Below are 25,553 nucleotides of genomic sequence, written 5' to 3'. Positions count from 1 at the left end.
TACCTTTCAGTGGGCCAGGCCCGCGTCGCGGAACGCGTCCAGGCTCGGGCGGATGGTGGCGGTCGCCTGAGAGCTGTCGGCAACGGCGTCCAGGGTCTTGAGTCCGTCGCCGGTGTTGAGGACCACCGTCGTCAGCGTCGGGTCGATGAGACCGGCCTCGACCAGCTTGCGCGTCACGCCGACGGTCACGCCGCCCGCGGTCTCGGCGAAGATGCCCTCGGTACGGGCGAGCAGCTTGATCGCGTCGACGACCTGCTCGTCGTTCACGTCCTCCACGGCGCCGCCGGTGCGGCGGGCGATGTCGAGCACGTACGGGCCGTCCGCCGGGTTGCCGATGGCGAGGGACTTGGCGATGGTGTTCGGCTTCTGGGGCTTCACCACGTCGTGGCCGGCCTTGAAGGCGACCGAGACCGGGGAGCAGCCCTCGGCCTGGGCGCCGAAGATCTTGTACGGCTTGTCCTCGACCAGGCCCAGCTTGATGAGCTCCTGGAGGCCCTTGTCGATCTTGGTGAGCTGCGAGCCGGAGGCGATCGGGATGACCAGCTGGTCGGGGATGACCCAGCCGAGCTGCTCGCAGATCTCGTACGCGAGCGTCTTGGAGCCCTCGCCGTAGTACGGGCGCAGGTTGACGTTGACGAAGCCCCAGCCCTCGCCGAGCGGGTCGCCGATGAGCTCCGAGCAGAAGCGGTTGACGTCGTCGTAGTTGCCCTCGATGGCGACGAGGTCACCGCCGTAGACGCCGGCCATGACGACCTTGCCCTGCTCCAGGTCGTGCGGGATGAACACGCAGGAGCGGAAGCCGGCCCGGGCGGCGGCGGCGCCGACGGCGCCGGCCAGGTTGCCGGTGGAGGAGCAGGAGAGGGTGGTGAAGCCGAAGGCGCGGGCGGCCTCGATGGCCTGGGCGACGACCCGGTCCTTGAAGGAGTGGGTCGGGTTGCCGGAGTCGTCCTTGACGAACAGCCTGCCGGGCTCGACGCCCAGTTCGCGGGCCAGGTTGTCGGCCTTGACGAGCGGGGTCCAGCCGGGGTTCAGGTTCGGCTTCTCGGCGACGTCGGCCGGGACGGGCAGCAGCGGGGCGTAGCGCCAGATGTTCGCGGGGCCGGCCTCGATGCGCTTGCGCAGCTCCTCCGGGTCACCGAAGGGCAGGTCGTACGCGACTTCGAGCGGGCCGAAACAGAGCTCGCAGGCGAAGATCGGGCCGAGCGGGAAGGATTCGCCGCATTCGCGGCAGGAGAGTCCGGAAGCGGGACCGAGGTCGACGGTGGTTCCGGATGCGACGGTCTGTACAGCCATGGAGGCGAGGCCCTTTCTCCTCATCTTTCCCATGACGAATTTTTCGCCATGAGACGGATTTGGCACCTTCCCTAGTCGGGAGCCTCGCTGGAGGACGAGTAACCGACTGGAGGGTTGCCGGGGCTTCAACGGGCCGTTTCCCTCTGCCCCTCTGGATGAGCGGTATTCGATTGTGAGACGCGGTCGGCACCCCGACATGCATCGGGGATCCGCGTTGTTCAAGACTGTAACCGAAGGCTACGAAGGTGGAGACGGTCGTCCGATCCGCGAGATGGAGATCACGTTGCTGGAAGAGGTGGAGCGCTGGCTGGCCCGGCGGTCCTGGTCCGTTGCCGACCGCCCGCTGGAGCGCGTCCTCGCCGCCAAGCGGGGGACGCGGGTCAGCGTGGTGCTGCCCGCGCTGAACGAGGAGGCGACGGTCGGCACGATCGTCTCCGTGATCCGCCGCGAGCTGATGACCGACGCGGTCCCGCTGGTGGACGAGCTCGTGGTGATCGACTCGGGCTCCACGGACCGTACGGCGGAGGTGGCCGCGGCGGCCGGCGCGCGGGTGGTGGCGCGGGACGCGATCCTGCCCCGGATACCGGCGGTGCCCGGCAAGGGCGAGGTCCTCTGGCGGTCACTGATGGTGACGACCGGGGACGTGGTCTGCTTCGTGGACGCGGACCTCAGGGACTTCTCCGCGGACTTCGTCACCGGCATCGTGGGCCCGCTGCTCACCGATCCGGACGTCGACTTCGTGAAGGCGATGTACGACCGCCCGCTCGGCGACACCCCAGGTCAGGGCGGTCGCGTGACAGAGCTGGTGGCCCGCCCGCTGCTCAACCTGCACTGGCCGCAGCTGGCCGGTTTCGTCCAGCCGCTGGGCGGCGAGTACGCGGCCCGCCGCTCGCTGCTCGAACGCCTGCCGTTCCCGGTCGGTTACGGAGTGGAGCTGGGCCTGCTCGTCGACGCCCTGCACACGGTGGGCCTGGACGCCCTCGCGCAGGTGGACGTGGGCGTGCGCAAGCACCGGCACCAGGACGGGCGGGCGCTGGGCCGGATGGCCGCCGCGATCTACCGGACGGCGCAGCTGCGCCTGTCCCGGGGGCATCTGGTGCGCCCGTGGCTGACCCAGTTCGAGCGGGGCGAGCGGGGCTTCGAGCCGCACACGTACCCGGTGGACACGGAGGAGCGCCCGCCGATGGCGGAGATCGCGGAGTACGCGCGGCGCCGCGTGGCCTGACACCGCACACCCACCTGTCTGATATCCGCACGTTTGAGCGTGTACCGGACGGGCTAGGTTCGCCACATGGCTACCGTCCTCGTGGCATCGAACCGCGGCCCGGTCTCGTACACCGTGCGTGACGACGGCTCCCTGGACACCCGGCGCGGCGGCGGCGGACTCGTCTCCGGCCTCGGCGCCGTCGCCTCCGAGGGCGGCCTGTGGGTCTGCGCCGCCCTCGGCGACGGCGACCGCGAGGCCGTGCGCCGCGGGGTCGCCGAGCCGGGCGTGCGCATGCTGGACATCGACCCGGAGGTGTACGCCGACGCGTACAACGGCATCGCGAACTCGGTGCTCTGGTTCCTCCACCACCACCTGTACGACATCCCGCGCGAGCCCGTCTTCGACGCGGACTTCCGGCGCCGCTGGGGCTCCTACCGCGCCTACAACCGGGCCTTCGCCGAGGCGCTCGCCGAGGCCGCGGACCCCGGCGCGGCGGTCCTCGTGCAGGACTACCACCTGGCGCTCGTCCCCGGCATGCTCCGCGCGCTCCGCCCGGACCTGCGGATCGGGCACTTCACGCACACCCCGTGGGCGGCGCCCGGCTACCTGGCGATGCTGCCCGACGACATCCACCGCGAGCTGATCGAGGGCATGCTCGGCGCCGACGAGCGCGGCTTCCACACCCGCGCCTGGGCCGCCGCCTTCCTGGCCGACCCGCTCGTCGACGACGGCACCCGGGTCGCCGCGTACCCGCTGGGCGTCGACGGCGACGACCTGCGCGCCCTCGCCCACCGCCCCGAGGTCGACGCCCGACTCGCCGAGCTGCGCGCCGAGACCGGCGGCCTGCGGACGATCGTCCGCGTCGACCGCACGGAACTCTCCAAGAACATCCCGCGCGGCCTGCTCGCCTACCGCGAGCTCCTCGCCACCCGCCCCGAGTGGCGCGGCCGGATCGTCCACCTGGCCTCCGCGTACCCCTCCCGGCAGGACCTGGAGGTCTACCGCGCGTACACGGCCTCGGTGACCGAGCTCGCCGAGGCGATCAACGCCGAGTACGGCACCGACGCCTGGCAGCCCGTCCTGCTCTCCGTCCAGGACGACTTCACCCGCTCCCTCGCCGCCTACCGGCTGGCCGACGTGGCCCTGGTCAACCCGGTCCGCGACGGCATGAACCTGGTCGCCAAGGAGATCCCGGTCGTCTCCGACGAGGGCTGCGCCCTGGTCCTGTCCCGCGAGGCCGGCGCGTACGAGGAGCTCCACGAGGACGCCCTCACGGTCAACCCGTACGACGTGACGGCCACCGCCGAGGCCCTCCACACCGCCCTCGCGATGACCGCCCCCGAACGCGCCGAACGCACCGAGCGCCTCGCCACGGCGGCGACGGCGCTGCCGCCGCGGGAGTGGTTCCTGGCGCAGCTGGGGGCGTTGCGTCAGTCCTGAGCGGCGGCGGGGGCGTCCTCCGCCGCCACGGAGAAGGCCGGATGGTCCAGCATTCCCGGTTCGGCGGGCTGATGGGGCAGCGGCCCCAGGAACTCGCTGTGACCGTCCGGGCCCGTGCACAGCGCGAACGGCCCCTTGACCGTGTCCATGAGCATCGCGAGATGCGGATCGGCATGGTGCAGCCACCAGTTGGACATCCCCAGGGCGGGGTCCCGCCTCAGGTACTCGAAGGCACGCCACATCCCGGAGAACCGGACGATCGCCTCGGGGTGCCGCCACCACTCGTCGCACCAGGCGAGGTACCGCCCGTCCACCGGGCGCCGGACGATCTCCGTCACGTACTCGGCCACGAACCGTTCGAGGGAGTCGAAGACGAGCCCGTCGTTCTCCTCGTCCGGCGTCTGCTGCGGATCGGTCATCTCTGAGGCGCTCCTCTTGGTCAGTGGACGTCGTGAAGTCCGTATCTATGGCGTAAGCCATCCGCCTCGGCGAGCCGCCCGGTCCGTTCCAGCAGCCGGATCCAGATCGCGACGGCGTCCGCCAGGTCCGGGTCCCATTCACCCGCCCACTTGGTGCGCAGGCCGATGTGGAGCTCGGCGGCCTCCCGAATCAGGGGCAGCACCGCCAGCCAGTCGCGGAAGCCGCCGGTCCGCTCGGCGAGGGAGGCGGTCCGCCGCAGGTGGGTGGCGAGCTGCCGCCTGCCCTCGGACCCCACTGCGGCGAGCGGGCGAACCGTTCTGACGATCTTGAACCGATCGGCGAGCGCCTCCGCGACCTGTCCCGCCTCGCTCTTGAGCGTCGCGGCGTGGTCGAGGCAGATGGCGAGGTCGAGCGGGTCGACTTCGTTCCCGTTCGCCGACAGCCGGTCGTACAGCGCGATCCCCTCCGCGGATGCCCGTTCGGCCTCGTCGGAGCGGCCGCTCGCCCACAGGTACCAGGAGACCAGGTAGCAGGAGAAGGCGCGGCCCCTCTCGTACGGGAGAGGGTCGGGATGGTGCCCGGCAAGGAAGCGGCGGACGTCTGCGGCCTCCTCGACCTCGGCGAGCGCCTCCGCGGTGTGCTCGAACGCGTCCTGGCGGTAGCCGGCCAGCCGTTCCAGGCTCAGGGCGTGCGGTATCCCGTACTTCACGGCGTTGTCTGCGCAGAGCTTCCGGGAGATGCCCACCGCGAGGGTCAACGCCTCGATCGCCTCGGCCGCACGGGACAGCTCCCACAATTCGACGGAACGGTTGGAGTGCAGCAGCCTCCGATTCCCGTCATGCCACGGCAGGCGCCGGAACAGGGCCTTGTCGATGGCGAGTGCCTCGTCGAGCGTGGCCAGTGCCTGCTCACCCCGCTGGGAAGCGGCCAGGTTGACCAGGGCGTGTGCCAGGCTGTCGTCGTACGAGTCCGGGTTGGCGACGGCGAGCCGACGAAGCAGGACGACCGCCTCCGCCGAGGCGTCATGGCTCCTGCTCGCGTCGCCACCGGTCTGCCAGTAGTGCCAGGAGACGTCCTTCAACGAGCTGACGAGGCCCTGGACGTGCGCGTCCGGGTTCTCCCGGGTCAGCCTGCGCTGGACGGCGAGCGCGGCCTCCGCCGTCCTGGCCCCTTCCTCCAGCGCCCCGTCCTTCGTCTGACAGACGGCGAGGGCACTCAGCGACACCACCCAGGCCGCCTCGTACACCGGATCCTCGTCCGCGAGGGCTCGTCGGATCGCCACCGCCTCCTCGGCCACCGGCCTGGCGTCGACCGCCCGGGCAAGGCCCTCGTACACCCACACGAGCGCCGTCAGCGCCTTGCCCAGCGCCGGGCGCCCCGTGTCCGGTTCGGTGCGGACGACGCTCCGACACAGCGCCACCGCCTCCTCGGCCAGCGGCAGGGCCTCCTGTTCGCGGCCCGCCCACCGGCGCAGGTTGGCGAGTTGCATGACCCCTGCGGCGAGCCGCCGTTCGTACTCCGTGGGCGGGGTACGGGGCAGGGCACGGCGGATCGCGACCGACTCCTCACTCGCCGCGAGGGCGGTACGCCAGTCGCCCAACCTGCTCGCGGCCCCGGCCGACTGCTCCAGTGCCCAGGCCAGCGCCGCCCGGTCCCCGCCCTCCTCGCGGTACCGCTCGACGAGTCGGCCGGTGAGACGGCCGGTGAAGCGAGTGAGGGCGTCCGAGGACGGCGGCAGGGCCGCCGCGCTGGAGCGCAGCACCTCCGTGCCCAGGTCGGAGCCGTCGACGAGGGCGTCGAGCCGGGCGAGGACCGCGTCGCGCCGGTCGGTGCGCCCGCCGTTGGCGTGGGCGACCACCGAGCGGGTCAGCACGGTCATGGCCTGGATCTGCTGGGCCGGGGTGGCCGGGCCGACGAGTGCGGTCAGCAGTCCCGGCACCTCGGTGACCTGGCGGGATGCCTGGAACTCGGCCACCCGGTCGGGCTGGAGGGTGCCCCAGTACGCCTCGTGGGCGCCCGGGTAGAGCCGGCGCAGCGCCTCGGCGTACTCCCAGGCGTGCGCCCGGGCCGTCGGGCCGCCGAGGCCCGGGACGCGGGCGAGGACGGCGACCGCCTCGTCCTCGTCGGCCGCCCCGCACAGGGTGGCGGCGGCGACCATCCGGCGGACCAGCGGCATCGGCAGCGGCGGCCCGGACCCGGCGAGGGCGCGCGCCCAGTAGCGCTCCTCGTGGAGCAGCAGGGTGGCCTCGACGGCCTCGCCGGGGACCGCGTCAATCGGCTCGGGGCCGGCCTGGAGGAGGGTGGCGAGCGCCTCCATCTGCACGTTGAGCGCGGTGGCGTAGCGGCGGCCGGTCAGGTCGGCGGGCGGGGTGAGGCGGTCGGCGAGGGCGACCCAGTCGTAGCCCTCGGCCCCGACGGTGCGGCCCAGCAGTTCCGCGAGCCCGCGCAGGGCGTCCCGGAAGGCGTCGCGCCGGTCCGCCGCGGTGACGTCGAGCGGCCCGAGTTCGGAGGTGAGCGCGGAGGCCAGGATCTCGTGGGTGGCCGCCGACACGTCGTACGGGTCGAGCTGCCAGCCGCCGGAGGACCGGGCGACGAGCAGCAGGCGCACGGTGCGGCCCGCGGCGGCGGCCGGGCGCAGCCGTTCGACGAGCCGGCGGATCCAGTGGGGCCGGGACTCGGCGTAGTCGACGACGAGCAGCAGGTCGCGGGCGCAGTCCGCGAGCCCTTCGAGCGCCTCGGCAGCGCCGGACGGTCCGCCGCCCTGCCAGCCGTCGGCGGCGAGGTCGGAGCGCAGCAGCCCGCTCACCCAGCCGGGAGTCAGCGCCACCGTGTCCACGAGCTCGCGCGCCAGCCGGCTCTTGCCCTGCCCGCCGGGCCCGGTCAGCACCCGTACGGAGAGGCCGCCCGGCTCGGCCGGGGGCCGCGCGGAGAGGCCGCCGCGCCGCTCGCCCAGGCACCAGTCGGAGAGCTGCCGCCACTCCGCGGCCCGGCCCCGGAAGGGGGTGGCGGCGACGTCGGCGCGCAGCAGCATCGCGGGGGAGCGCAGGTCCCGTTCGGGGCCGGCGGGTTCGAGCAGGGCGGCCAGGTCGGCGGGTTCGGCGACGGGCCGGTGCCCGCCCTGCCGCTCGTGCAGCGCGGCCCGGAAGGCGTCGTCGGCGAGGAGTTCGCTCGCCCGGGTCACGGCGAGCCGGCTGCCGCCGACGGCGCGCCGGTCGCGGCTGACCACGCCGAGCAGGAGCTCGCCGCTGAAGACGGGGGCGCCGGACATCCCGGCCCAGCCGCTGTCCTCGTCCGGGTCGGGCGCGGGCAGCGGGTCGCCGCTGAGTACTTCCCAGCGGCGCGCGAACGCGCCGGTGCCGGGGCTGATCCGGCCGGCCAGGTGCTCGTCCGCCCGCTCACTGCCGTCGGGAGGGAGCTGGAAGCGGGGGAAGCCGTAGGCCTCGACGGGATGCCCGGGGCGGGAGGTGACGAGGTCGCCCCAGCGCTGCGGGCCCGCCCCGGGCGCGTCGGCGAGCGCGGGGACGTGCAGGAGGGCGGCGTCGACGGTCTCGTCGTGGCGCAGCCAGCGCACCGTGGCCGGGTGCCGGTCGACGGTGGCGGTGCGCGCGCGTCCGTCGCGGGTACGGAGGAGATGCGCGGCGGTGAGCACGAGCCCGGGCGCGACGAGGCACCCGGTGCCGACGCCGGTGTACCCGTCGGGGTCCCGTATCCGGAGACGTACGACCCGTTCCAGCCTCACTCCGCTCCCCCCGCCGGGCGCTAGCCGAAGTCGCCGATCTCCAGGTCTCCCCCGGTGCGGCCGCGCGGGTGGAGGGTGATGTTCAGGCGGTGGGTGGTGGCGTCGGCGTGCTCGCGCTTGCCGTCGGCGCCGAGGACCCCGAACCGCAGCGAGCCGCCGCCCCCGGTGGTGCGGGTCAGCTGGACGGCCAGCTCGATGGTCACCTCGCCGACCCGGAACCGCACGTCCGAACCGTCGGCGGCGCGCTGTGCCGCCGCGAGTTGTTCCCGTAGCAGCCCTACGGCGTCGGCCAGATCGAGCCATTCGTCAGCCAAGGCAACCCCCACCCCGTCGCATCACTGCCGTCCCGTCCGAGGGTGCCACCGGCCCTTCTCACCCGGACCACCGGGCGGCGAAGAAGGCCGAAAGCAACCAGCCCTGGCCGAAAGCGAGTTGGGGCCGGTGCTGCCGTCACGCCTGCCGGATCGCCGCCGCCAGCCCCGCGAGCAGCTCCACCACCCCCGCCGGCCCGCGGACCGTGAGGTCCGCGCGTTCGGCGAGGTCGGGGACGGACTCGGAGGCCGAGGCGGAGCAGACGAGGAGGCCGTGGGTGCCCTCGGAGCGGAGCTTCTCGACGGCCGTGTACGCCGGGAGGTCGCCCAGGTCGTCGCCCGCGTACAGGACGGACTCGGCGCCCAGCTCGTGGACGTAGTCGGCGAGGGCGACGCCCTTGTCCATGCCCGGGGGGCGGAGCTCCAGGACCATGCGGCCGGGTTCGAGGACCAGGCCGTGGTGGGTGGCCAGGTCGCCCAGGGGGCCCTTGAGGGCCTCGAAGGCGCCCTGCGGGTCTTCGGCGCGGCGGGTGTGGACGGCGACCGCGCGGCCCTTCTCCTCGATCCAGGTGCCGGGCCAGGCGCCGATCCGGTCGAGGAAGCCGGGGAGCTCGGCGCGGACCGAGGCGACGCCCGGGTGCGGGGCGGCGGCGTGGACGGTGCCGGTGACGGCGTCCCAGCGTTCGGCGCCGTAGTGGCCGAGGACGACGAGGCGCTCCAGGCCCGGGACGCCGGCGAAGCCGCCGTAGCGGACGGCGACGCCCGCGGGGCGGCCGGTGACCACGGCGACGGCGGCGACCCTGGGGGCCAGGGCGGCCAGGGCGGTGACGGCGCCGGGGTGGGCGCGGGCCCGCTCGGGGTCGGGGACGATCTCGGCGAGCGTCCCGTCGAAGTCGAGGGCGACGACGGCCTTCTCGGGGCGCGCGAGGAGCGCGGCGAGGCCGTCGCGGCCGGCGGCGGTGGTCGGGTGCGGAAGGCTGCTGACCATGCTCACGACCCTACCCACGCGGGGGCGTCCCGTCAGCGGCGCGATTCCCGCTCTTCGCGGACCCGGCGCAGCCGGTTGACCGTGACCGGGTCGTGGGCGAGGGCGCGCGGGTCGTCGAGGAGGGCGTTGAGCAGCTGGTAGTAGCGGGTCGCGGAGAGGCCGAGCCGTTCGCGCACCGCCCGTTCCTTGGCGCCGGGGCCGGGCCAGGAGCGCCGTTCCATGGCGAGGACCGCCTGTTCCCGCTCGCCCAGCCCGCCGGGCTGTTCGGTGGTCATACGGGTCAACCTAGCCGTTCACGGTGACGGCGGGGCTCATGGCGTACGCACTCCGCGGCTCACTCCGCGTGCTCACTCCGCGTGCTCACTCCGCGTACGCGCCCCGCGTGCTCACTCCGCGTTCTCCGCCGCCGTCGCCTCGCGGGCGATCCGGCCCAGGACCTCGGCCGGCTTGGCGTCGGGGGCGACGGCCTTGCCGATGTTCTCCTTGACGGCGCCGCTGACCCGGGCCCAGGAGGTCTTGCCGACCGGGGGCAGCTGGGAGTCGGGGAGGGCCTGGAGGAACTCGCGGAGGTCGGCGTGGGCCGGGTCGGACTCCATGCTCGCGGAGGCCGTGATGGTGGCGGGCAGGAGGCCGTTGTCGCCGGCGAACTTCAGGACGTTCTCGTCGTTGAAGGCGAAGTCGAGGAAGGCGCCGATCTCCTTGCGGTGCCCGTTCTCCTTGAAGCCCATGATCCAGTCGGCGACGCCCATGGTGGCCCTGGCCTTGCCGGACGCGCCGGGCAGGGCGACCTTGCCGACCCGGACGCCCTTCTTCGCGGCCTCCTGCATCAGGGACGGGTGCCCGTTGAGCATGCCGACCTCGCCGCGGGCGAAGGCCGCGAAGGCCTCCTTGCGGTTGAGCTTGCCGGGGGCGACGGGGCCGGTGAGGCCCTCGGCGACGAGGTGGGTGCGCAGCCACTCGAAGGTGCGGATGTTCGCGTCCGAGTCGATCTTGTAGTGGTCGGTGGCGTCGGTGTAGCCGTCGCCACCGCTGAGCAGCCACATCATCGTCTCGGCCTGGGCCTCCTCGGGCCCGAGCGGCAGCGCGAAGGGGTACTTCACGCCCTTCTTCTCCAGCTTGCGCGCGGCGGCGGCGAGCTCGTCCCAGGTGGTGGGCGGGGCGGTGACGCCGGCCTCCTCGAAGAGGCCCTCGTTGAAGAAGAGCAGCCGGGTGGAGGCGACGAAGGGCAGCCCGAACTGGGTGCGCTTGTTCTCGCCGGCCGCGACGAGCGGGGCGAGGAAGTTGGCCTGGACCCGGATGGAGAGGAGCTCGTCGGCGGAGTAGAGCTGCCCGGCGGCCGCGTAGTCGGCGTAGGCGCCGATCTGGGCGATGTCGGGGGCCTGGCCCGCCTTGACCAGCTCGGCGACCTTGCGGTCGACGTCGTTCCAGGACTCGATCTGGACCTGGACCTTCACACCGGGGTTCTTCGCCTCGAAGGCGGAGACGACACCGGCCCAGTACTTCTTGGTGGAGTCGCCGCCGGCGAGGTCGTAGTCGGCCGCCACCAGCTTGAGGGTGACGTCGCCGGTCTCGCCGCTCAGGGTGCCGCAGCCGGAGAGCGCGCCGGTCAGGCCGAGTGCGGAGGCCGCCGCGGCCAGTCCAAGAAATCGTCGCCGCTGCACAGCTGTAACCCGCCCTCTGCTCATCGTCTGCTCGCCGTCGAACCGCCGTGAGCGGCAAGTTTCCCCCGCTGGGGCAAGGGAGGTCTACACCACTCGCATATCGCTTCTGCAACGCATCGCGGCCCGTCACCCTGTCGAATTTGTATCCGTGCGCAACAATCCTCCACAGTGGACTAGACCTTTCGGGTCCTTACGCGCGAGACTGTCCTCGTGAGACACGTCATCGCCCTCGATGTGGGCGGCACAGGCATGAAGGCCGCCCTGGTCGGGACCGACGGCACCCTGCTCCACGAGGCCCGTCGCGCGACCGGCCGCGAGCGCGGACCGGAGGCCGTCGTCGAGACGATCCTCGGCTTCGCCGAGGAGCTGCGCGCCCTGGGCCAGGAGCGGTACGGAGAGCCCGCCGCGGCCGCCGGGGTCGCCGTCCCCGGCATCATCGACGCCGAGAACGGCATCGCCGTCTACGCCGCCAACCTCGGCTGGCGCGACGTCCCCCTGCGCGCCCTGCTCAGCGAGCGCCTGGGCGCCATCCCCGTCGCCCTCGGCCACGACGTGCGCACCGGCGGCCTCGCCGAGGGCCGCATCGGCGCCGGGAACGGCGCCGACCGCTTCCTCTTCGTGCCGCTGGGCACCGGCATCGCCGGGGCCATCGGCATCGGCGGCGGGATCGAGGCCGGCGCCCACGGCTACGCGGGCGAGATCGGCCACATCGTGGTCCGCCCCGGCGGCGGCGAGTGCGCCTGCGGCCAGCGCGGCTGCCTGGAGCGGTACGCCTCCGCCGCCGCCGTCTCGCAGGCCTGGGCCACCGCCTCCGGCGACCCCGACGCCGACGCCGCCGACTGCGCCAAGGCCGTCGAGTCCGGCGACCCCGACGCCGTACGGGTCTGGCAGGACGCCGTCGACGCCCTGGCCGACGGTCTGGTCACCGCACTCACCCTGCTGGACCCCCGCACGCTCATCATCGGTGGCGGTCTGGCCGAGGCCGGGGAAACCTTGTTCACACCCCTACGGGCCGCGGTGGAGGAGCGCGTCACCTTCCAGAAGCTGCCCGCCATCGTCCCGGCGGCCCTCGGGGACACCGCCGGATGCCTCGGCGCGGGCCTCCTCGCCTGGGACCTGCTCGCCGACCAGCACCCCACCGACTCGGAGGTATCCGCCTGATGGCCGTTTCCACAGTTCTCACCGGGGCCCGCGTGGTGCTGCCGACCGGGATCGTCGAGAACGGACGAGTGATCGTCGAGGACGGCCGCATCGCGGGCGCCACCCGGGAGGACGCACCGGCCCTCGACCTCACCGGCCACTGGCTCGTGCCCGGGTTCGTGGACATGCACAACCACGGCGGCGGCGGCGCCTCCTTCACCTCCGGCACCGTGGACGAGGTGCTCACCGGCGTCCACACCCACCGGCTGCACGGCACCACCACCGTCGTCGCCTCCTTCGTCACCGGCGAGATGGACTTCCTCACCGAGCGCGCCGGCCTGCTCTCCGAGCTGGCCGAGCAGGGCGAGATCGCCGGGCTCCACTTCGAGGGCCCGTTCATCTCCCCGTGCCGCAAGGGCGCCCACGACGAGACCCTGCTGCGCGACCCCGACCCGGCCGACGTGCGCAAGCTGATCGACGCGGGCCGCGGTCAGGCCCGCATGGTCACCCTCGCCACCGAGCTGCCCGGCGGCATCGACTCCGTACGGCTGCTCGCCGAGCACGGCGTGATCGCCGCGATCGGGCACACGGACGCCTCGTACGAGCAGACGCAGGCCGCGATCGACGCGGGCGCCACCGTCGCCACCCACCTCTTCAACGCGATGCCCGGCCTCGGGCACCGCGCGCCCGGCCCGATCGCCGCCCTCCTGGAGGACGAGCGGATCACCGTCGAGCTCATCAACGACGGCACCCACCTGCACCCGGCCGCCCTGGAGCTCGCCTTCCACCACGCCGGGGCCGACCGGGTCGCGTTCATCACCGACGCGATGGACGCCGCCGGCTTCGGCGACGGGCGCTACATGCTCGGCCCGCTGGAGGTCGAGGTGAAGGACAGCGTGGCGCGGCTCGTCGAGGGCGGCTCCATCGCCGGGTCGACGCTGACGCTGGACCGCGCGTTCAAGCGGGCGGCCACCATCGACCGGCTGCCGGTGGAGTCGGTCGTCCAGGCCATCTCCGCCAACCCGGCCAAGCTGCTCGGCGTCTACGACCGCGTCGGCTCCCTGGAGCCCGGCAAGGACGCCGACCTCGTCGTCCTCGACGCGGACTTCGAACTCAAGGGCGTCATGCGCAAGGGCGCCTGGGTGGTCGAGCCCCAGCTGGGCTGAGCACCGACGACGTACCTGAAATCACGTCACGGCGGTTGGTCCAGGGTCTGGGCCAACCGCCAACTGTTTGGCATGATCAGGGCGCCAGCAGCGCTGACACGAGACGACAGGGGTGGCGCCGGTGATCCTCACGGTCACCCTCAACACGGCCGTGGACCTGACCTATCGGGTGCCCGCCCTCGTCCCGCACGCCTCGCACCGCGTCACCCAGGTCATCGAACGCCCCGGCGGCAAGGGCCTCAACGTCGCCCGGGTGCTCGGCGCCCTCGGCCACGAGGCCGTCGTCACCGGCTTCGCCGGCGGCGCCACCGGCGCGACCCTGCGCGAACTCCTCGCCCGGACCACGCGGGGACAGCGGGTCCACGACGCGCTGGTCCCCGTCGAGGGCGCCACCCGGCGCACGGTCGCCGTCGTCGACGCCGCCAGCGGCGACACCACCCAGCTCAACGAGCCCGGCCCGGCCATCGCCCCCGCCGAATGGGCCGCGTTCACCGCCCGCTACACCGAACTCCTCGACGGGGCACGGGCGGTGGCGCTCTGCGGCAGCCTCCCGCCGGGCATCCACGTCGGCGCGTACGCCGAACTCGTCCGGCTCGCCCGGGGCGCCGGCGTCCCGGTCCTCCTCGACACCAGCGGCGAACCGCTGCGCCGCGGCATCGCCGCCCGCCCCGACCTCGTCAAGCCCAACGCCGACGAGCTGGCGATGCTCACCGGCTCCCGCGAACCCCACCGCGCCACCCGCGACGCCCGCCGCCGCGGCGCCCACGCGGTCGTCACCTCGCTCGGCCCCGAGGGCCTGCTCGCCGCCACCCCGGAGGGCCTGTGGCAGGCGACCCCGCCCGCCCCCGTCCAGGGCAACCCGACCGGAGCCGGCGACTCGGCCGTCGCCGCCCTCCTCGCCGGCCTGGTCGACGGCACCGACTGGCCCACCCGCCTCGCCCACGCCGTCGCCCTCTCCGCGGCGACCGTCCTGTCCCCGGTGGCCGGCGAGTTCGACGAGACGGCGTACGAGACGATGCTCCCCCGCATCACGGTCCGCGTCCCGGCCACGGCGGCCTGACACCGACCGACGGCCGCCTGCCCCGGACCGGGTGACCTGCGGCCTGCGCCCGGAACGACGAAGGGGCCCCCGAAGGAGCCCCGCCGTGGCGGCCGTCACCCGGCCGCCGAACCACTCAGCCCTTCAGCTTGGTCTTGCTGATCTTCAGCCAGTCGAAGAGCGCGTCGCACTGGTTGCCCTGCTCGCAGGAGAGCTTGATCGAGTTCTGGCCCTGCTTCAGGGTGACCGGCGCCCAGGTGGTCTGCCAGTTCTTCTCCAGGTTCGGGTCCGAGGAGCCGACGAAGTTCTTCAGGCCTATCGGGTTGCTGTTCGCCTTGTCGTTGACGGTCAGCGTCGCGTTCGCGTCCGTCGCCGGGATCGCGTACCGCACGTACAGGTAGTACTTGCCGGCCTGCGGCACGTCCGCCTGCCAGGTCACCGACGAGCCGACCGCGTTGAACCCGGTCACGTAGGCGCCGTCCGCGCCCTCCGCGCCCTTGATGTCCTTCGCCAGCACCGCCGACCCGCCCAGCTTCAGCGTCGCCGCGTCCTGCTGGGGCAGTTCGGCCGGGGGCTCGGAGGAGGGGCTGGAGTCGGTGGAGGGGGACTCCTCGACCTGGGTGGGGGCGTTGGTCTTGCCGCCCGCGCTGCCCGCGTTGTCGGACTCGCCGCCGCTGTTGGTGATCACGGCGACCGCGATGCCGACGACGACGACCGCGACGACCGCGACGGCGCCCATCAGGAGGCCCTTGGTGTTGGGGCCGCCGCCGCGCCCGGCGGGGGGCTGCTGCTGGATCGGGCGGGTCTGGGGGCCGCCCGGGTAGGTCTCGGGGGCCGCGTACTGCGGGTGCGGCTGGCCGTACGCCTGCTGCTGCGGGACCTGGGCCGGGGGGCGGCCGCCGTACTGGCGCTCGCCGACCGTGCGGACCTGGTTGTACGAGGTGCGGGGGACGCCCGGCTGGGACGAGGGGCCGGGGTATCCGTAGCCGCCGCCCTGGGGTGGCTGGGCGCCTGCCGCCTGGCCGTCCTCGTACAGGTAGCCGAACGGATCGTCGTCCTCGGGCGTCTTCGCACCGTCGTTGCCCGCAGCCATCCGGGTCACTCCCTTTCCCTGCTCGCCAGCCGTCGCCGACCGGCCGAGCCTACCTCGAACGGCCCTGCGGGGAATTCCGCGCTCCGTGTACGTCCCGTGAACGGGAACCCGCCTCCGGCGCCTATCCGGCGCGGCGGTGCATCTTCGAACGGGACCGCTTCTCGATGTACATCCGCTGGTCCGCGCTGTTCAGGACCTCTTCCACGGTCATGCCGCACTCGGCCCAGCCGATGCCGAAGCTGGCCCCGACGCGGACCGCCCGCCCGTCGACCCGGATCGGCGGAATGATCGCGTTCCGCAGCCGCACCGCGAGGTCGGCGGCGTCGGCCGAGCCCAGGCCGTCGGCGAGGACCACGAACTCGTCGCCGCCGAGCCGGGCGACCGTGTCCCCGTCCCGTACGCCCGTGGTGAGCCGGCGGGCGACCTCTATGAGGACGGCGTCGCCGGTGTGGTGCCCGAAGCGGTCGTTGATCGACTTGAAGCCGTCGAGGTCGCAGAAGAGGACGGCGAGCCCCTTCGTCCCGTCGTCGACCTCGCCGCCGGTGGGGGCGACGGAGTGCACGTGCCCGTCGTACGCGCCGGCGACGGCGCCGACCGGGGAGAAGTCGAAGCCGTGTCCGTGCCCGTGGTCGTACTCGTACGGCGGCTCGTACGCGTCGGCGGGGGCGCCGGAGCCGGCGAAGGGGCGCTCGCAGAGGCGGGCGGAGAGCCGGGAGCGCAGTTCGGCGCTGTTCGGCAGGCCGGTGAGGGCGTCGTGCGAGGCGCGGTGGGCGAGCTGGAGCTCGTGCCGCTTGCGCTCCTCGATGTCCTCGACGTGGGTGAGGAGGAAGCGGGGGCCGTCGGCGGTGTCGGCGACGACGGAGTTGCGCAGGGAGACCCAGACGTAGGTGCCGTCCCGGCGGCCGAGGCGCAGCTCCGCGCGGCCGCCTTCGGCGGAGGTGCGCAGCAGGGTGCCTATGTCCTCGGGGTGGACGAGGTCGGCGAAGGAGTAGCGGCGCATGACGGAGGCGGGGCGGCCGAGCAGCCGGCACAGGGCGTCGTTGGTGCGCAGCAGGCGTCCGTGCTGGTCGCCGCCCATCTCGGCGATGGCCATGCCGGAGGGGGCGTATTCGAAGGCCTGCCGGAAGGACTCCTCGCTGGCGCGCAGGGCCTGCTGTTCGCGTTCCAGGCGGACGAGGGCGCGCTGCATGTTGGAGCGCAGCCGGGCGTTGCTGATCGCGATGCCGGACTGGGAGGCGTACATCTGGAGGGCTTCGCGGCCCCAGGGGCCGGGGTGGCGTCCGTTGCGCGGGCGGTCGACGGAGATCACGCCGAGCAGTTCGCGGCCGGAGCCGGAGGCGTACATGGGGGCGTAGAGGCGGTCGTGGGGGTGCCACTCGTCCTCGAAGCGGGGGGCGGGGCCCTCGGTGTGCCACTGCGGGACGTCGTCCTCGATGAGCACCCAGCCCTCGGTGTGCGGGATGAACCGCAGGTCGCCCCAGGACTCGCCCATGGTGAGGCGGCGGTCCCAGGAGGCGCGGGAGCCGACCCGGCCGGTGATCAGCGCTTCGGCGGCGGGGCTGCCGGCGAAGGCGGCGACGACCAGGTCGCCGTCGGGGCGTACGAGATTGACGCAGGCCAGTTCATAGTTGAGCCCGGCGACGATGCCGTCGGCGACGGCCTGCAGGGTGTCCGCCAGGCTGCGGGCGGTGTTGAGGTCCGCCACGACCTGATGCAGCTGCCGCAGGGTCGCAAGACGGACGTACGGCTCCGACTCGGTCTCCATTGCTCGCTCTCCCCGAGACCTCGACAGCTAACTCCAGGGTTCTCATCGGCTTCGTACTGCACTGTCCCAGCCACTGAATCACAGCGAGCTGTGCACCCGGTACACAGGGTCAACAAATACTGCACTCTGTGACTCAAGTCACAAGGTGCCCGGTGGTGTTCCGAAGGGGCGGTGAACGGGGTACGGCGGGTGGGCGAAAGGGGTCCTAGGACCGGCGGGGGAAGCCGGACTGGTCCCACGGCCCGATGTAAGGGGACCGCGACCCGGACTAGCGTGCGAGGGTGCTGCAGAAGACCCCCGCCCCGCCCCGCGTCCCGTCCCCCGTCGCCGACCCGGCCGCCGCTCCGGATGCCGCCCCGGTCCGCGACCTGGGCATCCCTCATGCTGAGGGGGTGAGCAACGAGGAGTTCAAGGCGGCGATGGCCCGCCTCGCGGCGGGCGTGGTCCTGGTGACGGCGCACGACCCCGACGACGGTCCGTCCGGCGAGGACGTCGGCATGACGGCGACCGCCTTCCTGTCGGTCTCGCTCGACCCGCCGCTGGTGCTGGTCAGCCTGCGCAACGACTCCCGCATGGACGACCTGCTCGCCGAGGTGCCCGTCTGGGGGGTGTCGCTGCTCGCCGAGAGCCAGCGGCACGTGGCCGGCCGGTTCGCGATGAAGGGCCGGGTGAGCGACCGGCTGCTCTTCGCCGACCTCCCCTGGACCCGCGGCCCGCACAGCGGCGCCCCGCTGATCGGCGGCGCGCTCGCGACCCTGGAGTGCCGTACGGAGAGCCGCGTCGTCGCCGGTGACCACACCCTGGTCGTCGGACGCGTGCTGGCGACGACCCTGCCGTCCGCGGAGGGCGGCCCGCTGACGTACTTCCGGGGGAAGTACCGGACGCTGGGCTAGAACCGCAGGCTCCACCGGGCCCACCGGACCCACCCGCCGCGGCCCTACCAGCCGTGCCCCTGCCGGCCGCGCTTGGTGTCGGAGCGCTGCTTCTTCTCCCGCAGCCGGCGCTCGTTGATGCCGCGCGGGATCTTCGTCGCGCGGCGCGGCTTCGGCGGCGGGGCGGTCGCCTCGGCCAGGAGCGCGGCGAGGCGGACGGCGGCGGTCTCCCGGTTGCGCCACTGGGAGCGGTGCTCCGAGGCGCGGACCGTGACGACCCCGTTCACCAGGCGGCTCGCGAGCCGTTCGAGGGCGCGGGCCTTCCAGACCTCGGGGAGCGCTTCCGTCGCCGCCAGGTCGAAGCGCAGCTCCACCTGCGAGTCGCTGGTGTTGACGTGCTGCCCGCCCGGACCGGACGACCGCGAGAAACGCCACTGGAGCTCGGCCTCGGGGAGCGAGACGGAGCCGCGGATGACATACGGACCGGACATGTCCTCCATGTTCCCCGCCCGGGGCCCCCGGCGTCACCCCGATTTCACGGTGGGCCGTACGGGTGGACTCCCGCCCGCTGGAACCGCCGCGACCCGTCGCGCGTTATCCGCTGTGAACACACCGCGATGAAAGGGACTTCCCATGGCTGTAAGCCTCTCCAAGGGCGGCAACGTCTCCCTGACCAAGGAGGCCCCCGGCCTCACCGCCGTCACCGTGGGCCTCGGCTGGGACGTCCGCACCACCACCGGCACGGACTTCGACCTCGACGCCTCCGCGATCGGTGTCAACGGCACCGGCAAGGTCGTCTCCGACGGGCACTTCGTCTTCTTCAACAACAAGTCCACCCCGGACCAGACCATCGTCCACACCGGTGACAACCGCACCGGCGAGGGCGGCGGCGACGACGAGCAGATCAACGTCAACCTGGCGGGTCTCCCGGCCGACGTCGACAAGATCGTCTTCCCGGTCTCCATCTACGACGCGGTCAACCGCTCGCAGAACTTCGGCCAGGTCCGCAACGCGTACATCCGCATCGTGAACCAGGCCGGCGGCGCCGAGATCGCCCGCTACGACCTGTCGGAGGACGCCGCCGTCGAGACCGCCATGGTCTTCGGCGAGCTGTACCGCAACGGTGCCGAGTGGAAGTTCCGCGCGGTCGGCCAGGGCTACGCCTCCGGCCTGGAGGGCATCGCCCGCGACTTCGGCGTCAACATCTGACCCGAGCGCCCCGCGTGACCCGGAGCCCCGGCGCCCGAGCGCCGGGGCTCTACGCTTGCCCGGTGATCGTCGAACCGCTGACCGCCGGGGACCCGTACGGCCTCCCCGGGCCGCTGCTCACCGAACTCACCGGGCTGTACGCCTCGAACGAGGAGTTCCAGCAGCTCAGCGGTGACTTCCCGGACCCGGGCCGGATCCTGCCCGAGCAGGTCGCCGCCGCCCTCGCCGACGAACTGGCCCAGCCGACCGCCGAGGTGCTGCTCGCCCGTTCGGAGGGGCGCCTGGTCGCGATCGCCGTCACCCTCGGCCGCCACCCCGACCCGGCCGACCCCGATCCGTGGCTCGGCCTGCTGATGGTCCACGCCGACGCGCACCGCGCGGGCTTCGGCCGCCGCCTCGCCGGGCACGTCGAGGAGGGCTTCCGCTCCCGGGGCCGTACGGGCCTGCGGCTCGCCGTCCTGGAGAACAACCCCCGGGCGCTCGCCTTCTGGACCTCCCTCGGCTACGAGGAGATCGCCCGCCGCCCGGACCTGGCGCACGGCCGCCCGTGCCTGGTCCTGCGCAAGCAGCTCTAGGACCGGCCGCGCCGAACGCCCCGCGGGCCCTACGGCTTGGCCGGCTTCCCGTCGCCGTACAGCCACACGTCCCACAGGTCCCCCAGGTCACGGCCGGCCACCGACTCCACGTACCGCGTGAAGTCCTCGGTGGTGGCGGTGGAGTGCCGGTACTTCGCCGGCCAGCCCGCCAGGATCTCGAAGAACGCGTCGTCGCCGACCGCCTGCCGGATCTTGTGCAGCACCATGGCGCCCCGCTGGTACACCGGCGCGCCGAACAGGTCCTCGGCGGTGGGCGGTTCGGCCGGTGGGAAGGCCCAGGCGTCCTCGTCGGCGAAGGCCCGCTCGAAGCTCTTCTGCGCGGGCGTGTTCCCGAAGTCCTCCGCGTACAGCCACTCCGAGTAGGTCGCGAAGCTCTCGTTCAGCCAGATGTCCTTCCAGGACGCGGGCGTGACGGAGTCGCCGTACCACTGGTGGGCCAGCTCGTGGACGAGGGTCGAGGTGTCGAAGGAGCCGAGCGGGAAGACCGGGCGGCTCTGGGTCTCCAGGGCGTAGCCGACGTCGCCGTCCCGCTCGACGATCGCCCCGGCCGCGGCGAAGGGGTAGGGGCCGAAGTTCTCCGTCTGCCACTTCAGGATCTCCGGCACCCTGGCCCGCAGCGCGGCGCTCTTGGCGGCGACCACCGGGTCGGCGGCGGTGAGGACGGGGACCTTGCCGAGGGCGGTCGCGGTCGTCGTGTCGTACTTCCCGATCGCGAGGGTCGCCAGATAGCTCGCCATGGGTTCGGGAGAGTGCCAGACGGAGGTGGTGTGCCCGTCGGCGGTCGTCCTCGCGGAGGTCATGACGCCGTTGGAGATGGCCTTCAGCCCGGCGGGGACGGTGACGGTGACGTCGTAGGCGGCCTTGTCGGAGGGGTGGTGGTTGCCGGGGAACCAGGCCATCGAGCCGGTCGGTTCGCCGACCGCGAGGGCCCCGTCCGCGGTCTTCAGCCAGCCCTCCTCGGAGCCGTCCGAGTCCGTGATGGTCTCCGGGACGCCGTCGTACGTGACGACGGTACGGAACTCCGCGCCGTCGTCGATGTCCTCGCGCGGACGCAGCGTCAGCTCGTTCCCGGCGCGGCTGACGGCGGCGGGCGCCCCGTCGACGGTGGCGTCGCGGACGGTGAGTCCGGCGAGGTCCAGGTTGAAGGCGCTGAGGTCCTGGGTGGCCTTCGCGGTGATCTCGGCGCGCCCGTCGAGGCGGCCGGTGGCCGGGTCGTAGGCGAGGGTGAGGGCGTAGTGGCCGACGTCGTAGCCGCCGTTGCCGAGCCGGGGGAAGTACGGGTCGCGCAGCCCCGCGGCGCCGGGCGTGCCGGTGACCCCGCCGGAACCGCCGGTGCAGCCGGCGGCGAGCAGGGCGAGGGCGGCGGTGAGGGCCAGGGCTCCGGTTCGGCTGCGCGCGTTCACGAACCGATCCTAAACAGACGTACGAATGCACCGGGGTACGAACCGGCCGCCGCGCGGGCGGGGACCGGCCGCCCCCGGACACGGGTCAGCGGCGCCCGGCGGGGGGTCCGGGCGCCGCTGACGTGCGGGGGTGTCCCACGGGGAGGGCCGGTCAGGTGGCCCTCCGGGGAGGGGGTCAGTCGTTCAGGGAGGCGACGCCCGCCTGGGCGAACTTCTCGTCCAGGTCGCCCGAGGGGGCGCCGGCCACGCCGATGCCGGCGATCGGGGCACCGTTCGCGGCGACCGGGGCGCCACCGGCGAGGAAGAGGGTGCCCGGGATGTCCTTCAGGTTCGGGGCCTGGGCCAGGCGGCCCGCGAGGACGGAGGTCGGGGCGTTCCAGGAGACCGCGGTGTACGCCTTGCGCTCGGCCGACTCGTAGGACTGCGGGCCGGCGCCGTCGCCGCGGAGGGTGACGATGGTGTTGCCGTTGCGGTCGACGACCGCGACGGAGACCCGCTGGTTCTCCTTCTCGGCGGCCTTCAGCGTGGCCTGCGCGGCCTTGGTGGCGGCCTCGATCGTCAGGTGGGTGTCCTGGCGCAGGTTGTCGCGGTCGGCGTCGGCCTTCTTCGCGGTGACGGCGGCGGGCGCGGCCTGCGGGGCGGAGGCGTTGGCGGCGACGGCGCCGAAGGTGCCGGCGGCGAGAACGGCGGCGGCGGTGGTGCCGAGGAGGATCTTCTTCTTCATGGCGGGCTCCTGGGAGTCGGGTACGGCGGCCGGTGTCGGTGTTCCGTTCGCTCTGGTATCGATCCTCCGCCCGGAATCCGGGCCGTCCGGTCCACGTTCCGGCTCGCCCCGGCGCGCATAGTGGATGACGGGGGTGTCAGCCGATCGGTTGATGCCGCTCTGGTCCTCCTGGGCCAGGATGTATACGTATTCCCAGGTCAACGGCCTGGGCAGGGGCCTGGACAGGGGCCTGGACATGGGTCTGGACAGGGGTCTGGGCTTGGGCATGGGCTTGGGTCTGGGCCCGGGCATGGGCTCGATCGACGGAGCGGCCGGGCGACCCGGCGACGCGGCGAGAGGTGGACGATGGAGCGCGACCCGGACGCACGCTGGCTGGCACGGGTCATGCACGTCGCCTTCTTCCTCCTCCTCGGCGCCTCGCTCGCCCGCTTCCTGCTGCGCCACCCCTGGGAGGAGCGCAGCCCCTGGATCATCGCCCTGTCCGGCGCGCTCGCCTCCCTGTACCTCCTCGGGCCCGTCCTCGGGACCCGCGCCACGCCCCGGCGGATCGCCTGGCTCGGCACGGTCGTCGCCGTGTGGATGGTCCTGGTGGTGCTGGCGCCCAGCTTCGCCTGGTGCGCGGTGCCCCTCTTCTACACGGGCCTGCGGACCCTGCCGTCGCGGGCCGCGTTCGGCCTGGTCACGCTGCTCACCGTGTTCGTGGTGACGGCGCAGGTGGAACTCTCGTCCGGCGGCTTCGACCCCAACCTGGTGATCGCCCCGCCGGCCGTCGCCGCCATCGCGACCGCCGTGTTCGTGCACGCCGAACGGCAGGCGGACCGGCAGCGGGCCCTGATCGACGACCTGATCCGCACCCGCAGGGAGCTGGCCGCGACCGAGCGCCGCGAGGGCACCCTCGCGGAGCGGCAGCGGCTCTCCATGGAGATCCACGACACGCTCGCGCAGGGCCTGTCGAGCCAGCAGATGCTGCTCCAGGCCGCCGACCGCACCTGGGACAGCGACCCGTCGACCGCCCGCCGGCACGTCCGTACGGCCGAGTCGATCGCCGAGCGCAACCTCGCCGAGGCCCGCCGCTTCGTGCACGACCTGGCCCCCGCCGACCTCGCCGAGGGCGGCGGCCTGGAGGAGGCGCTGCGCGGGCTCGCGACGCGCGAGTCGGCCGCGTTCCGGGTGGACGGGACGGCGGTCGCGCTGCCCGACCGGGTGCAGTCGGCGCTGCTGCGGATCGCGCAGGGCGCGCTCGCCAACATCCGCGAGCACGCGTCGGCCGCCTCGGCGGCGCTGACCCTCACGTACCTGGACGACCAGGTGGTCCTGGACGTCGCCGACGACGGCCGCGGCTTCGACCCGTCGCTCGACCGCCCCGACGGGGGCGTGCGCGGCCACGGCCTGCCCGCGATGCGGGTGCGGGCGCGGCAGCTGGGCGGCACCCTGACGATCGAGTCCGCCCCCGGCGAGGGCACCGTGCTCTCCGCCGCGATCCCCCTCTCCCTGGAGGCAGGCGAGTGACCGTACGCATCCTGCTCTGCGACGACCACGCCGTCGTCCGCGCCGGACTGCTGGCCCTGCTGGGCAGCACCCCCGACATCGAGGTCGTCGGGGAGGCCGGCAGCGGCGAGGAGGCCGTCGCGATGGCCGGCCACCTGCGGCCGGACGTCGTCCTGATGGACCTCCAGCTCGGGCCCGGCATCGACGGCGTCGAGGCGACCCGGCGGATCGCCGGCTCGGGCTCCGGCGCCCACGTCCTGGTGCTCACCACGTACGACACGGACGCCGACATCACCCGGGCGATCGAGGCGGGCGCCACCGGCTACCTCCTGAAGGCCGAGCGCCCCGAGGAGCTGTTCGCGGCGATCCACTCCGCCGCCCAGGGCCGCACGACGCTGTCGCCGCCGGTCGCCAGCCGGGTGATGGACCGGATGCGGGGCGCGGCGGGCCCCACGCTCACCGACCGGGAGCGCGACATCCTCGGGCAGCTGGCGCACGGCCTGGGCAACCGCGAGATCGCGCGGGCGCTGTTCATCAGCGAGGCGACGGTCAAGACCCACCTGGGCCGCATCTACGCGAAGCTCGGCGTCGACACGCGCGCGGGCGCGGTGGCGGTGGCGAAGGAACAGCGGCTGCTGCCGTAGGGGCGGGTACGTGGGGGGCGGGGCGGGCGGGTACGTGCGAGGCGTGTCCCTCGCGCGGCTTTCGGCGTCCTCCCGGTGTCGCACTGCTACCCTGCGTTGCCATTCCAGCGCAGAGCGTCATGTCCTCGTGGGAGAGCACGTGAAGATCACCGTCGTCGGCGGCGGGCCCGCCGGTCTGTACTTCTCGATCCTGATGAAGCGCCAGGACCCGTCCCACGAGATCACCGTGTACGAGCGGAACCCGGCCGGCTCCACGTACGGCTGGGGCGTCACCTACTGGGCGGGGCTGCTCGACAAGCTGCGGGCGGGCGACCCGGCCTCCGCCGAGGCGATCTCCGCCGCCTCGGTCACCTGGACCGACGGCGTCGCGATCGTCCGCGACGAGCGGACCACGCACCACGGCGACGCCGGCTTCGGCATCGGGCGCCGCCGGATGCTGACGCTCCTCGCCGACCGGGCCCGGGAGCTCGGCGTGCGCGTCGAGTTCGAGCACGGCGTCGGCGGCCCGGACGCCCCCGAGCTCGTCGGCTCCGACCTGGTCGTCGCCGCCGACGGCGTGCACAGCGCGCTCCGCGAGGCGCACGCCGACCGCTTCGGCGCCGAGCTGACCAGCGGCCGGAACCAGTACATCTGGCTCGGCACGACCAAGGTCTTCGACTCGTTCAGCTTCGCCTTCAAGGAGACCGAGCACGGCTGGATCTGGTGCTACGCGTACGGCTTCAGCGGTGAGCGGTCCACCTGCGTCGTCGAGTGCTCCCCCGCCACCTGGCGCGGCCTCGCGCTGGACCGGATGAACGAGGCGGACAGCCTGAACCTGCTGGAGAAGCTGTTCGCCGACCTCCTCGACGGCGAACCCCTGATCGGGCGCGAGCACGCGGACGGCAGCGCCCAGTGGCTGACCTTCCGCACGCTGACCACCCGGACCTGGCACCACGACAGGCTGGTCCTGCTCGGCGACGCGGCCCACACCACCCACTACTCGATCGGCGCGGGCACCACCCTGGCCCTGGAGGACGCCCTCGCGCTCGCCGACGCCCTGCGCCCGGCGGGCGACCTGGACGCCGCCCTCACCACGTACGGCAAGCGGCGCCGCGCGGAGCTCGTCTCGGCGCAGAGCGCGGCCCGCTACAGCGCGCAGTGGTACGAGAACCTGCCGCGCTACATGCGGCTGGAGCCGGCCCGGATGTTCGCCCTGCTCGGCCAGCGGCACTCCCCGCTGCTGCCGCACGTCCCGCCGCAGCTCTACTACCGCCTCGACCGCGCCGCCGAACAGCTGGAGCCGCTGCGCCGCCTCAAGCGCTGGCTGGGCCCCCGGGTGGCACGGGCGGTGCACCGGTCCGCGCGGGCATGACACC

The 25,553-nt window shown here is 73.4% G+C and carries 23 protein-coding genes and 1 riboswitch; of the genes, 11 read left to right on the top strand and 12 right to left on the bottom strand.

What is annotated here, in order from left to right; all coding sequences use genetic code 11:
* Positions 1-6 precede the first annotated feature (6 nt).
* On the bottom strand, positions 7-1,293 hold the full coding sequence (gene thrC, locus AB0Q96_RS00775; protein WP_365320859.1) for a threonine synthase: 1,287 nt from the start codon (positions 1,291-1,293) through the stop codon (positions 7-9).
* Between the two features lie 17 nt (positions 1,294-1,310).
* A riboswitch (SAM riboswitch) is annotated at positions 1,311-1,455 on the bottom strand.
* 121 nt (positions 1,456-1,576) lie between these two features.
* Here thrC and AB0Q96_RS00770 point away from each other — a divergent pair.
* Positions 1,577-2,518, top strand: a complete 942-nt coding sequence (locus AB0Q96_RS00770) for a glucosyl-3-phosphoglycerate synthase (RefSeq protein ID WP_365321173.1) — start codon at positions 1,577-1,579, stop codon at positions 2,516-2,518.
* A gap of 66 nt (positions 2,519-2,584) precedes the next feature.
* Positions 2,585-3,940, top strand: a complete 1,356-nt coding sequence (locus AB0Q96_RS00765) for a trehalose-6-phosphate synthase (RefSeq protein ID WP_365320858.1) — start codon at positions 2,585-2,587, stop codon at positions 3,938-3,940.
* Here AB0Q96_RS00765 and AB0Q96_RS00760 read toward each other — a convergent pair.
* The 6 genes from AB0Q96_RS00760 to AB0Q96_RS00735 all read right to left on the bottom strand — a co-directional run bounded on the left by AB0Q96_RS00760 (position 3,931) and on the right by AB0Q96_RS00735 (position 11,083).
* Positions 3,931-4,359: a DUF4913 domain-containing protein gene (locus AB0Q96_RS00760; protein WP_365320857.1), complete on the bottom strand. Its 429-nt coding sequence runs from the start codon at positions 4,357-4,359 to the stop codon at positions 3,931-3,933. The genes AB0Q96_RS00765 and AB0Q96_RS00760 overlap by 10 nt on opposite strands.
* Before the next feature lie 20 nt (positions 4,360-4,379).
* A complete protein-coding gene (locus tag AB0Q96_RS00755) occupies positions 4,380-8,099 on the bottom strand; it encodes a trypsin-like peptidase domain-containing protein (RefSeq protein ID WP_365320856.1) in 3,720 nt (1,239 codons plus the stop codon).
* Positions 8,100-8,119: 20 nt separating this feature from the next.
* Complete coding sequence (locus AB0Q96_RS00750; RefSeq protein ID WP_365320855.1) at positions 8,120-8,413, bottom strand: trypco2 family protein; 294 nt, start codon at positions 8,411-8,413, stop codon at positions 8,120-8,122.
* Between the two features lie 136 nt (positions 8,414-8,549).
* Entirely contained in the window at positions 8,550-9,398 is an 849-nt protein-coding gene (otsB, locus tag AB0Q96_RS00745; RefSeq protein WP_365320854.1) for a trehalose-phosphatase, read from the bottom strand.
* 32 nt (positions 9,399-9,430) lie between these two features.
* The gene (locus tag AB0Q96_RS00740) at positions 9,431-9,673 is read right to left on the bottom strand and encodes a DUF3263 domain-containing protein (protein ID WP_365320853.1); all 243 of its coding nucleotides are present in this window, start codon (positions 9,671-9,673) and stop codon (positions 9,431-9,433) included.
* A gap of 111 nt (positions 9,674-9,784) precedes the next feature.
* Entirely contained in the window at positions 9,785-11,083 is a 1,299-nt protein-coding gene (locus AB0Q96_RS00735) for an extracellular solute-binding protein (protein WP_365320852.1), read from the bottom strand.
* A 186-nt stretch (positions 11,084-11,269) separates the two neighbouring features.
* Between AB0Q96_RS00735 and AB0Q96_RS00730 the strand changes: the two genes are divergently transcribed.
* The 3 genes from AB0Q96_RS00730 to AB0Q96_RS00720 all read left to right on the top strand — a co-directional run bounded on the left by AB0Q96_RS00730 (position 11,270) and on the right by AB0Q96_RS00720 (position 14,425).
* A complete protein-coding gene (locus AB0Q96_RS00730) occupies positions 11,270-12,220 on the top strand; it encodes an ROK family protein (protein ID WP_365320851.1) in 951 nt (316 codons plus the stop codon).
* Positions 12,220-13,365 carry an N-acetylglucosamine-6-phosphate deacetylase gene (nagA, locus tag AB0Q96_RS00725; RefSeq protein WP_365320850.1) on the top strand — a complete coding sequence of 382 codons (1,146 nt, stop codon included), beginning with the start codon at positions 12,220-12,222 and terminating at the stop codon, positions 13,363-13,365. The genes AB0Q96_RS00730 and nagA overlap by 1 nt, the downstream gene beginning before the upstream one ends.
* A 121-nt stretch (positions 13,366-13,486) precedes the next feature.
* Positions 13,487-14,425: a 1-phosphofructokinase family hexose kinase gene (locus AB0Q96_RS00720; protein WP_365320849.1), complete on the top strand. Its 939-nt coding sequence runs from the start codon at positions 13,487-13,489 to the stop codon at positions 14,423-14,425.
* Between the two features lie 115 nt (positions 14,426-14,540).
* On the opposite strand, the gene AB0Q96_RS00715 is transcribed toward AB0Q96_RS00720, so the two are convergent.
* Positions 14,541-15,497 carry a CBM35 domain-containing protein gene (locus tag AB0Q96_RS00715; RefSeq protein ID WP_365320848.1) on the bottom strand — a complete coding sequence of 319 codons (957 nt, stop codon included), beginning with the start codon at positions 15,495-15,497 and terminating at the stop codon, positions 14,541-14,543.
* 121 nt (positions 15,498-15,618) lie between these two features.
* Complete coding sequence (cdgB, locus tag AB0Q96_RS00710; protein WP_365320847.1) at positions 15,619-17,262, bottom strand: diguanylate cyclase CdgB; 1,644 nt, start codon at positions 17,260-17,262, stop codon at positions 15,619-15,621.
* Positions 17,263-17,630: 368 nt separating this feature from the next.
* Here cdgB and AB0Q96_RS00705 point away from each other — a divergent pair, with 368 nt between their 5' ends.
* A complete protein-coding gene (locus AB0Q96_RS00705; protein ID WP_365321172.1) occupies positions 17,631-18,155 on the top strand; it encodes a flavin reductase family protein in 525 nt (174 codons plus the stop codon).
* Positions 18,156-18,199: 44 nt separating this feature from the next.
* Here AB0Q96_RS00705 and arfB read toward each other — a convergent pair whose 3' ends face one another.
* Positions 18,200-18,634, bottom strand: coding sequence for an alternative ribosome rescue aminoacyl-tRNA hydrolase ArfB (arfB, locus tag AB0Q96_RS00700; protein WP_365320846.1), 435 nt, complete (start codon positions 18,632-18,634; stop codon positions 18,200-18,202).
* A 133-nt stretch (positions 18,635-18,767) separates the two neighbouring features.
* Here arfB and AB0Q96_RS00695 point away from each other — a divergent pair, with 133 nt between their 5' ends.
* The gene (locus AB0Q96_RS00695; protein WP_329422735.1) at positions 18,768-19,343 is read left to right on the top strand and encodes a TerD family protein; all 576 of its coding nucleotides are present in this window, start codon (positions 18,768-18,770) and stop codon (positions 19,341-19,343) included.
* A gap of 62 nt (positions 19,344-19,405) precedes the next feature.
* On the top strand, positions 19,406-19,918 hold the full coding sequence (locus tag AB0Q96_RS00690; protein WP_365320845.1) for a GNAT family N-acetyltransferase: 513 nt from the start codon (positions 19,406-19,408) through the stop codon (positions 19,916-19,918).
* A 29-nt stretch (positions 19,919-19,947) separates the two neighbouring features.
* On the opposite strand, the gene AB0Q96_RS00685 is transcribed toward AB0Q96_RS00690, so the two are convergent.
* On the bottom strand, positions 19,948-21,342 hold the full coding sequence (locus AB0Q96_RS00685; protein WP_365320844.1) for a M1 family metallopeptidase: 1,395 nt from the start codon (positions 21,340-21,342) through the stop codon (positions 19,948-19,950).
* A gap of 175 nt (positions 21,343-21,517) precedes the next feature.
* Positions 21,518-22,066, bottom strand: a complete 549-nt coding sequence (locus AB0Q96_RS00680; RefSeq protein WP_365320843.1) for a heme-binding protein — start codon at positions 22,064-22,066, stop codon at positions 21,518-21,520.
* Positions 22,067-22,411: 345 nt separating this feature from the next.
* Between AB0Q96_RS00680 and AB0Q96_RS00675 the strand changes: the two genes are divergently transcribed.
* The 3 genes from AB0Q96_RS00675 to AB0Q96_RS00665 all read left to right on the top strand — a co-directional run bounded on the left by AB0Q96_RS00675 (position 22,412) and on the right by AB0Q96_RS00665 (position 25,549).
* Positions 22,412-23,575: a sensor histidine kinase gene (locus AB0Q96_RS00675; RefSeq protein ID WP_365320842.1), complete on the top strand. Its 1,164-nt coding sequence runs from the start codon at positions 22,412-22,414 to the stop codon at positions 23,573-23,575.
* A complete protein-coding gene (locus AB0Q96_RS00670; RefSeq protein ID WP_365320841.1) occupies positions 23,572-24,198 on the top strand; it encodes a response regulator transcription factor in 627 nt (208 codons plus the stop codon). Before AB0Q96_RS00675 ends, AB0Q96_RS00670 begins: the two co-directional genes overlap by 4 nt.
* 139 nt (positions 24,199-24,337) lie before the next feature.
* The gene (locus tag AB0Q96_RS00665; RefSeq protein ID WP_365320840.1) at positions 24,338-25,549 is read left to right on the top strand and encodes an FAD-dependent monooxygenase; all 1,212 of its coding nucleotides are present in this window, start codon (positions 24,338-24,340) and stop codon (positions 25,547-25,549) included.
* The last annotated feature ends 4 nt before the right edge of the window (positions 25,550-25,553 follow it).

Source organism: Streptomyces sp. NPDC093111, from assembly GCF_040683955.1.
Taxonomy (GTDB): Bacteria; Actinomycetota; Actinomycetes; order Streptomycetales; family Streptomycetaceae; genus Streptomyces.
Note: the sequence above shows the minus strand (reverse complement) of the source record. Positions and strands in the feature narration are given on the sequence as shown.

Excerpts from the sequence above, each read along its gene's own strand:
- thrC (WP_365320859.1), bottom strand. The coding sequence starts at position 1,293 with ATGGCTGTACAGACCGTCGCATCCGGAACCACCGTCGACCTCGGTCCC.
- AB0Q96_RS00765 (WP_365320858.1), top strand. The coding sequence starts at position 2,585 with ATGGCTACCGTCCTCGTGGCATCGAACCGCGGCCCGGTCTCGTACACC.
- AB0Q96_RS00760 (WP_365320857.1), bottom strand. The coding sequence starts at position 4,359 with ATGACCGATCCGCAGCAGACGCCGGACGAGGAGAACGACGGGCTCGTC.
- otsB (WP_365320854.1), bottom strand. The coding sequence starts at position 9,398 with ATGGTCAGCAGCCTTCCGCACCCGACCACCGCCGCCGGCCGCGACGGC.
- AB0Q96_RS00740 (WP_365320853.1), bottom strand. The coding sequence starts at position 9,673 with ATGACCACCGAACAGCCCGGCGGGCTGGGCGAGCGGGAACAGGCGGTC.
- AB0Q96_RS00735 (WP_365320852.1), bottom strand. The coding sequence starts at position 11,083 with ATGAGCAGAGGGCGGGTTACAGCTGTGCAGCGGCGACGATTTCTTGGA.
- nagA (WP_365320850.1), top strand. The coding sequence starts at position 12,220 with ATGGCCGTTTCCACAGTTCTCACCGGGGCCCGCGTGGTGCTGCCGACC.
- AB0Q96_RS00715 (WP_365320848.1), bottom strand. The coding sequence starts at position 15,497 with ATGGCTGCGGGCAACGACGGTGCGAAGACGCCCGAGGACGACGATCCG.
- cdgB (WP_365320847.1), bottom strand. The coding sequence starts at position 17,262 with ATGGAGACCGAGTCGGAGCCGTACGTCCGTCTTGCGACCCTGCGGCAG.
- arfB (WP_365320846.1), bottom strand. The coding sequence starts at position 18,634 with ATGGAGGACATGTCCGGTCCGTATGTCATCCGCGGCTCCGTCTCGCTC.
- AB0Q96_RS00695 (WP_329422735.1), top strand. The coding sequence starts at position 18,768 with ATGGCTGTAAGCCTCTCCAAGGGCGGCAACGTCTCCCTGACCAAGGAG.
- AB0Q96_RS00680 (WP_365320843.1), bottom strand. The coding sequence starts at position 22,066 with ATGAAGAAGAAGATCCTCCTCGGCACCACCGCCGCCGCCGTTCTCGCC.
- AB0Q96_RS00675 (WP_365320842.1), top strand. The coding sequence starts at position 22,412 with ATGGAGCGCGACCCGGACGCACGCTGGCTGGCACGGGTCATGCACGTC.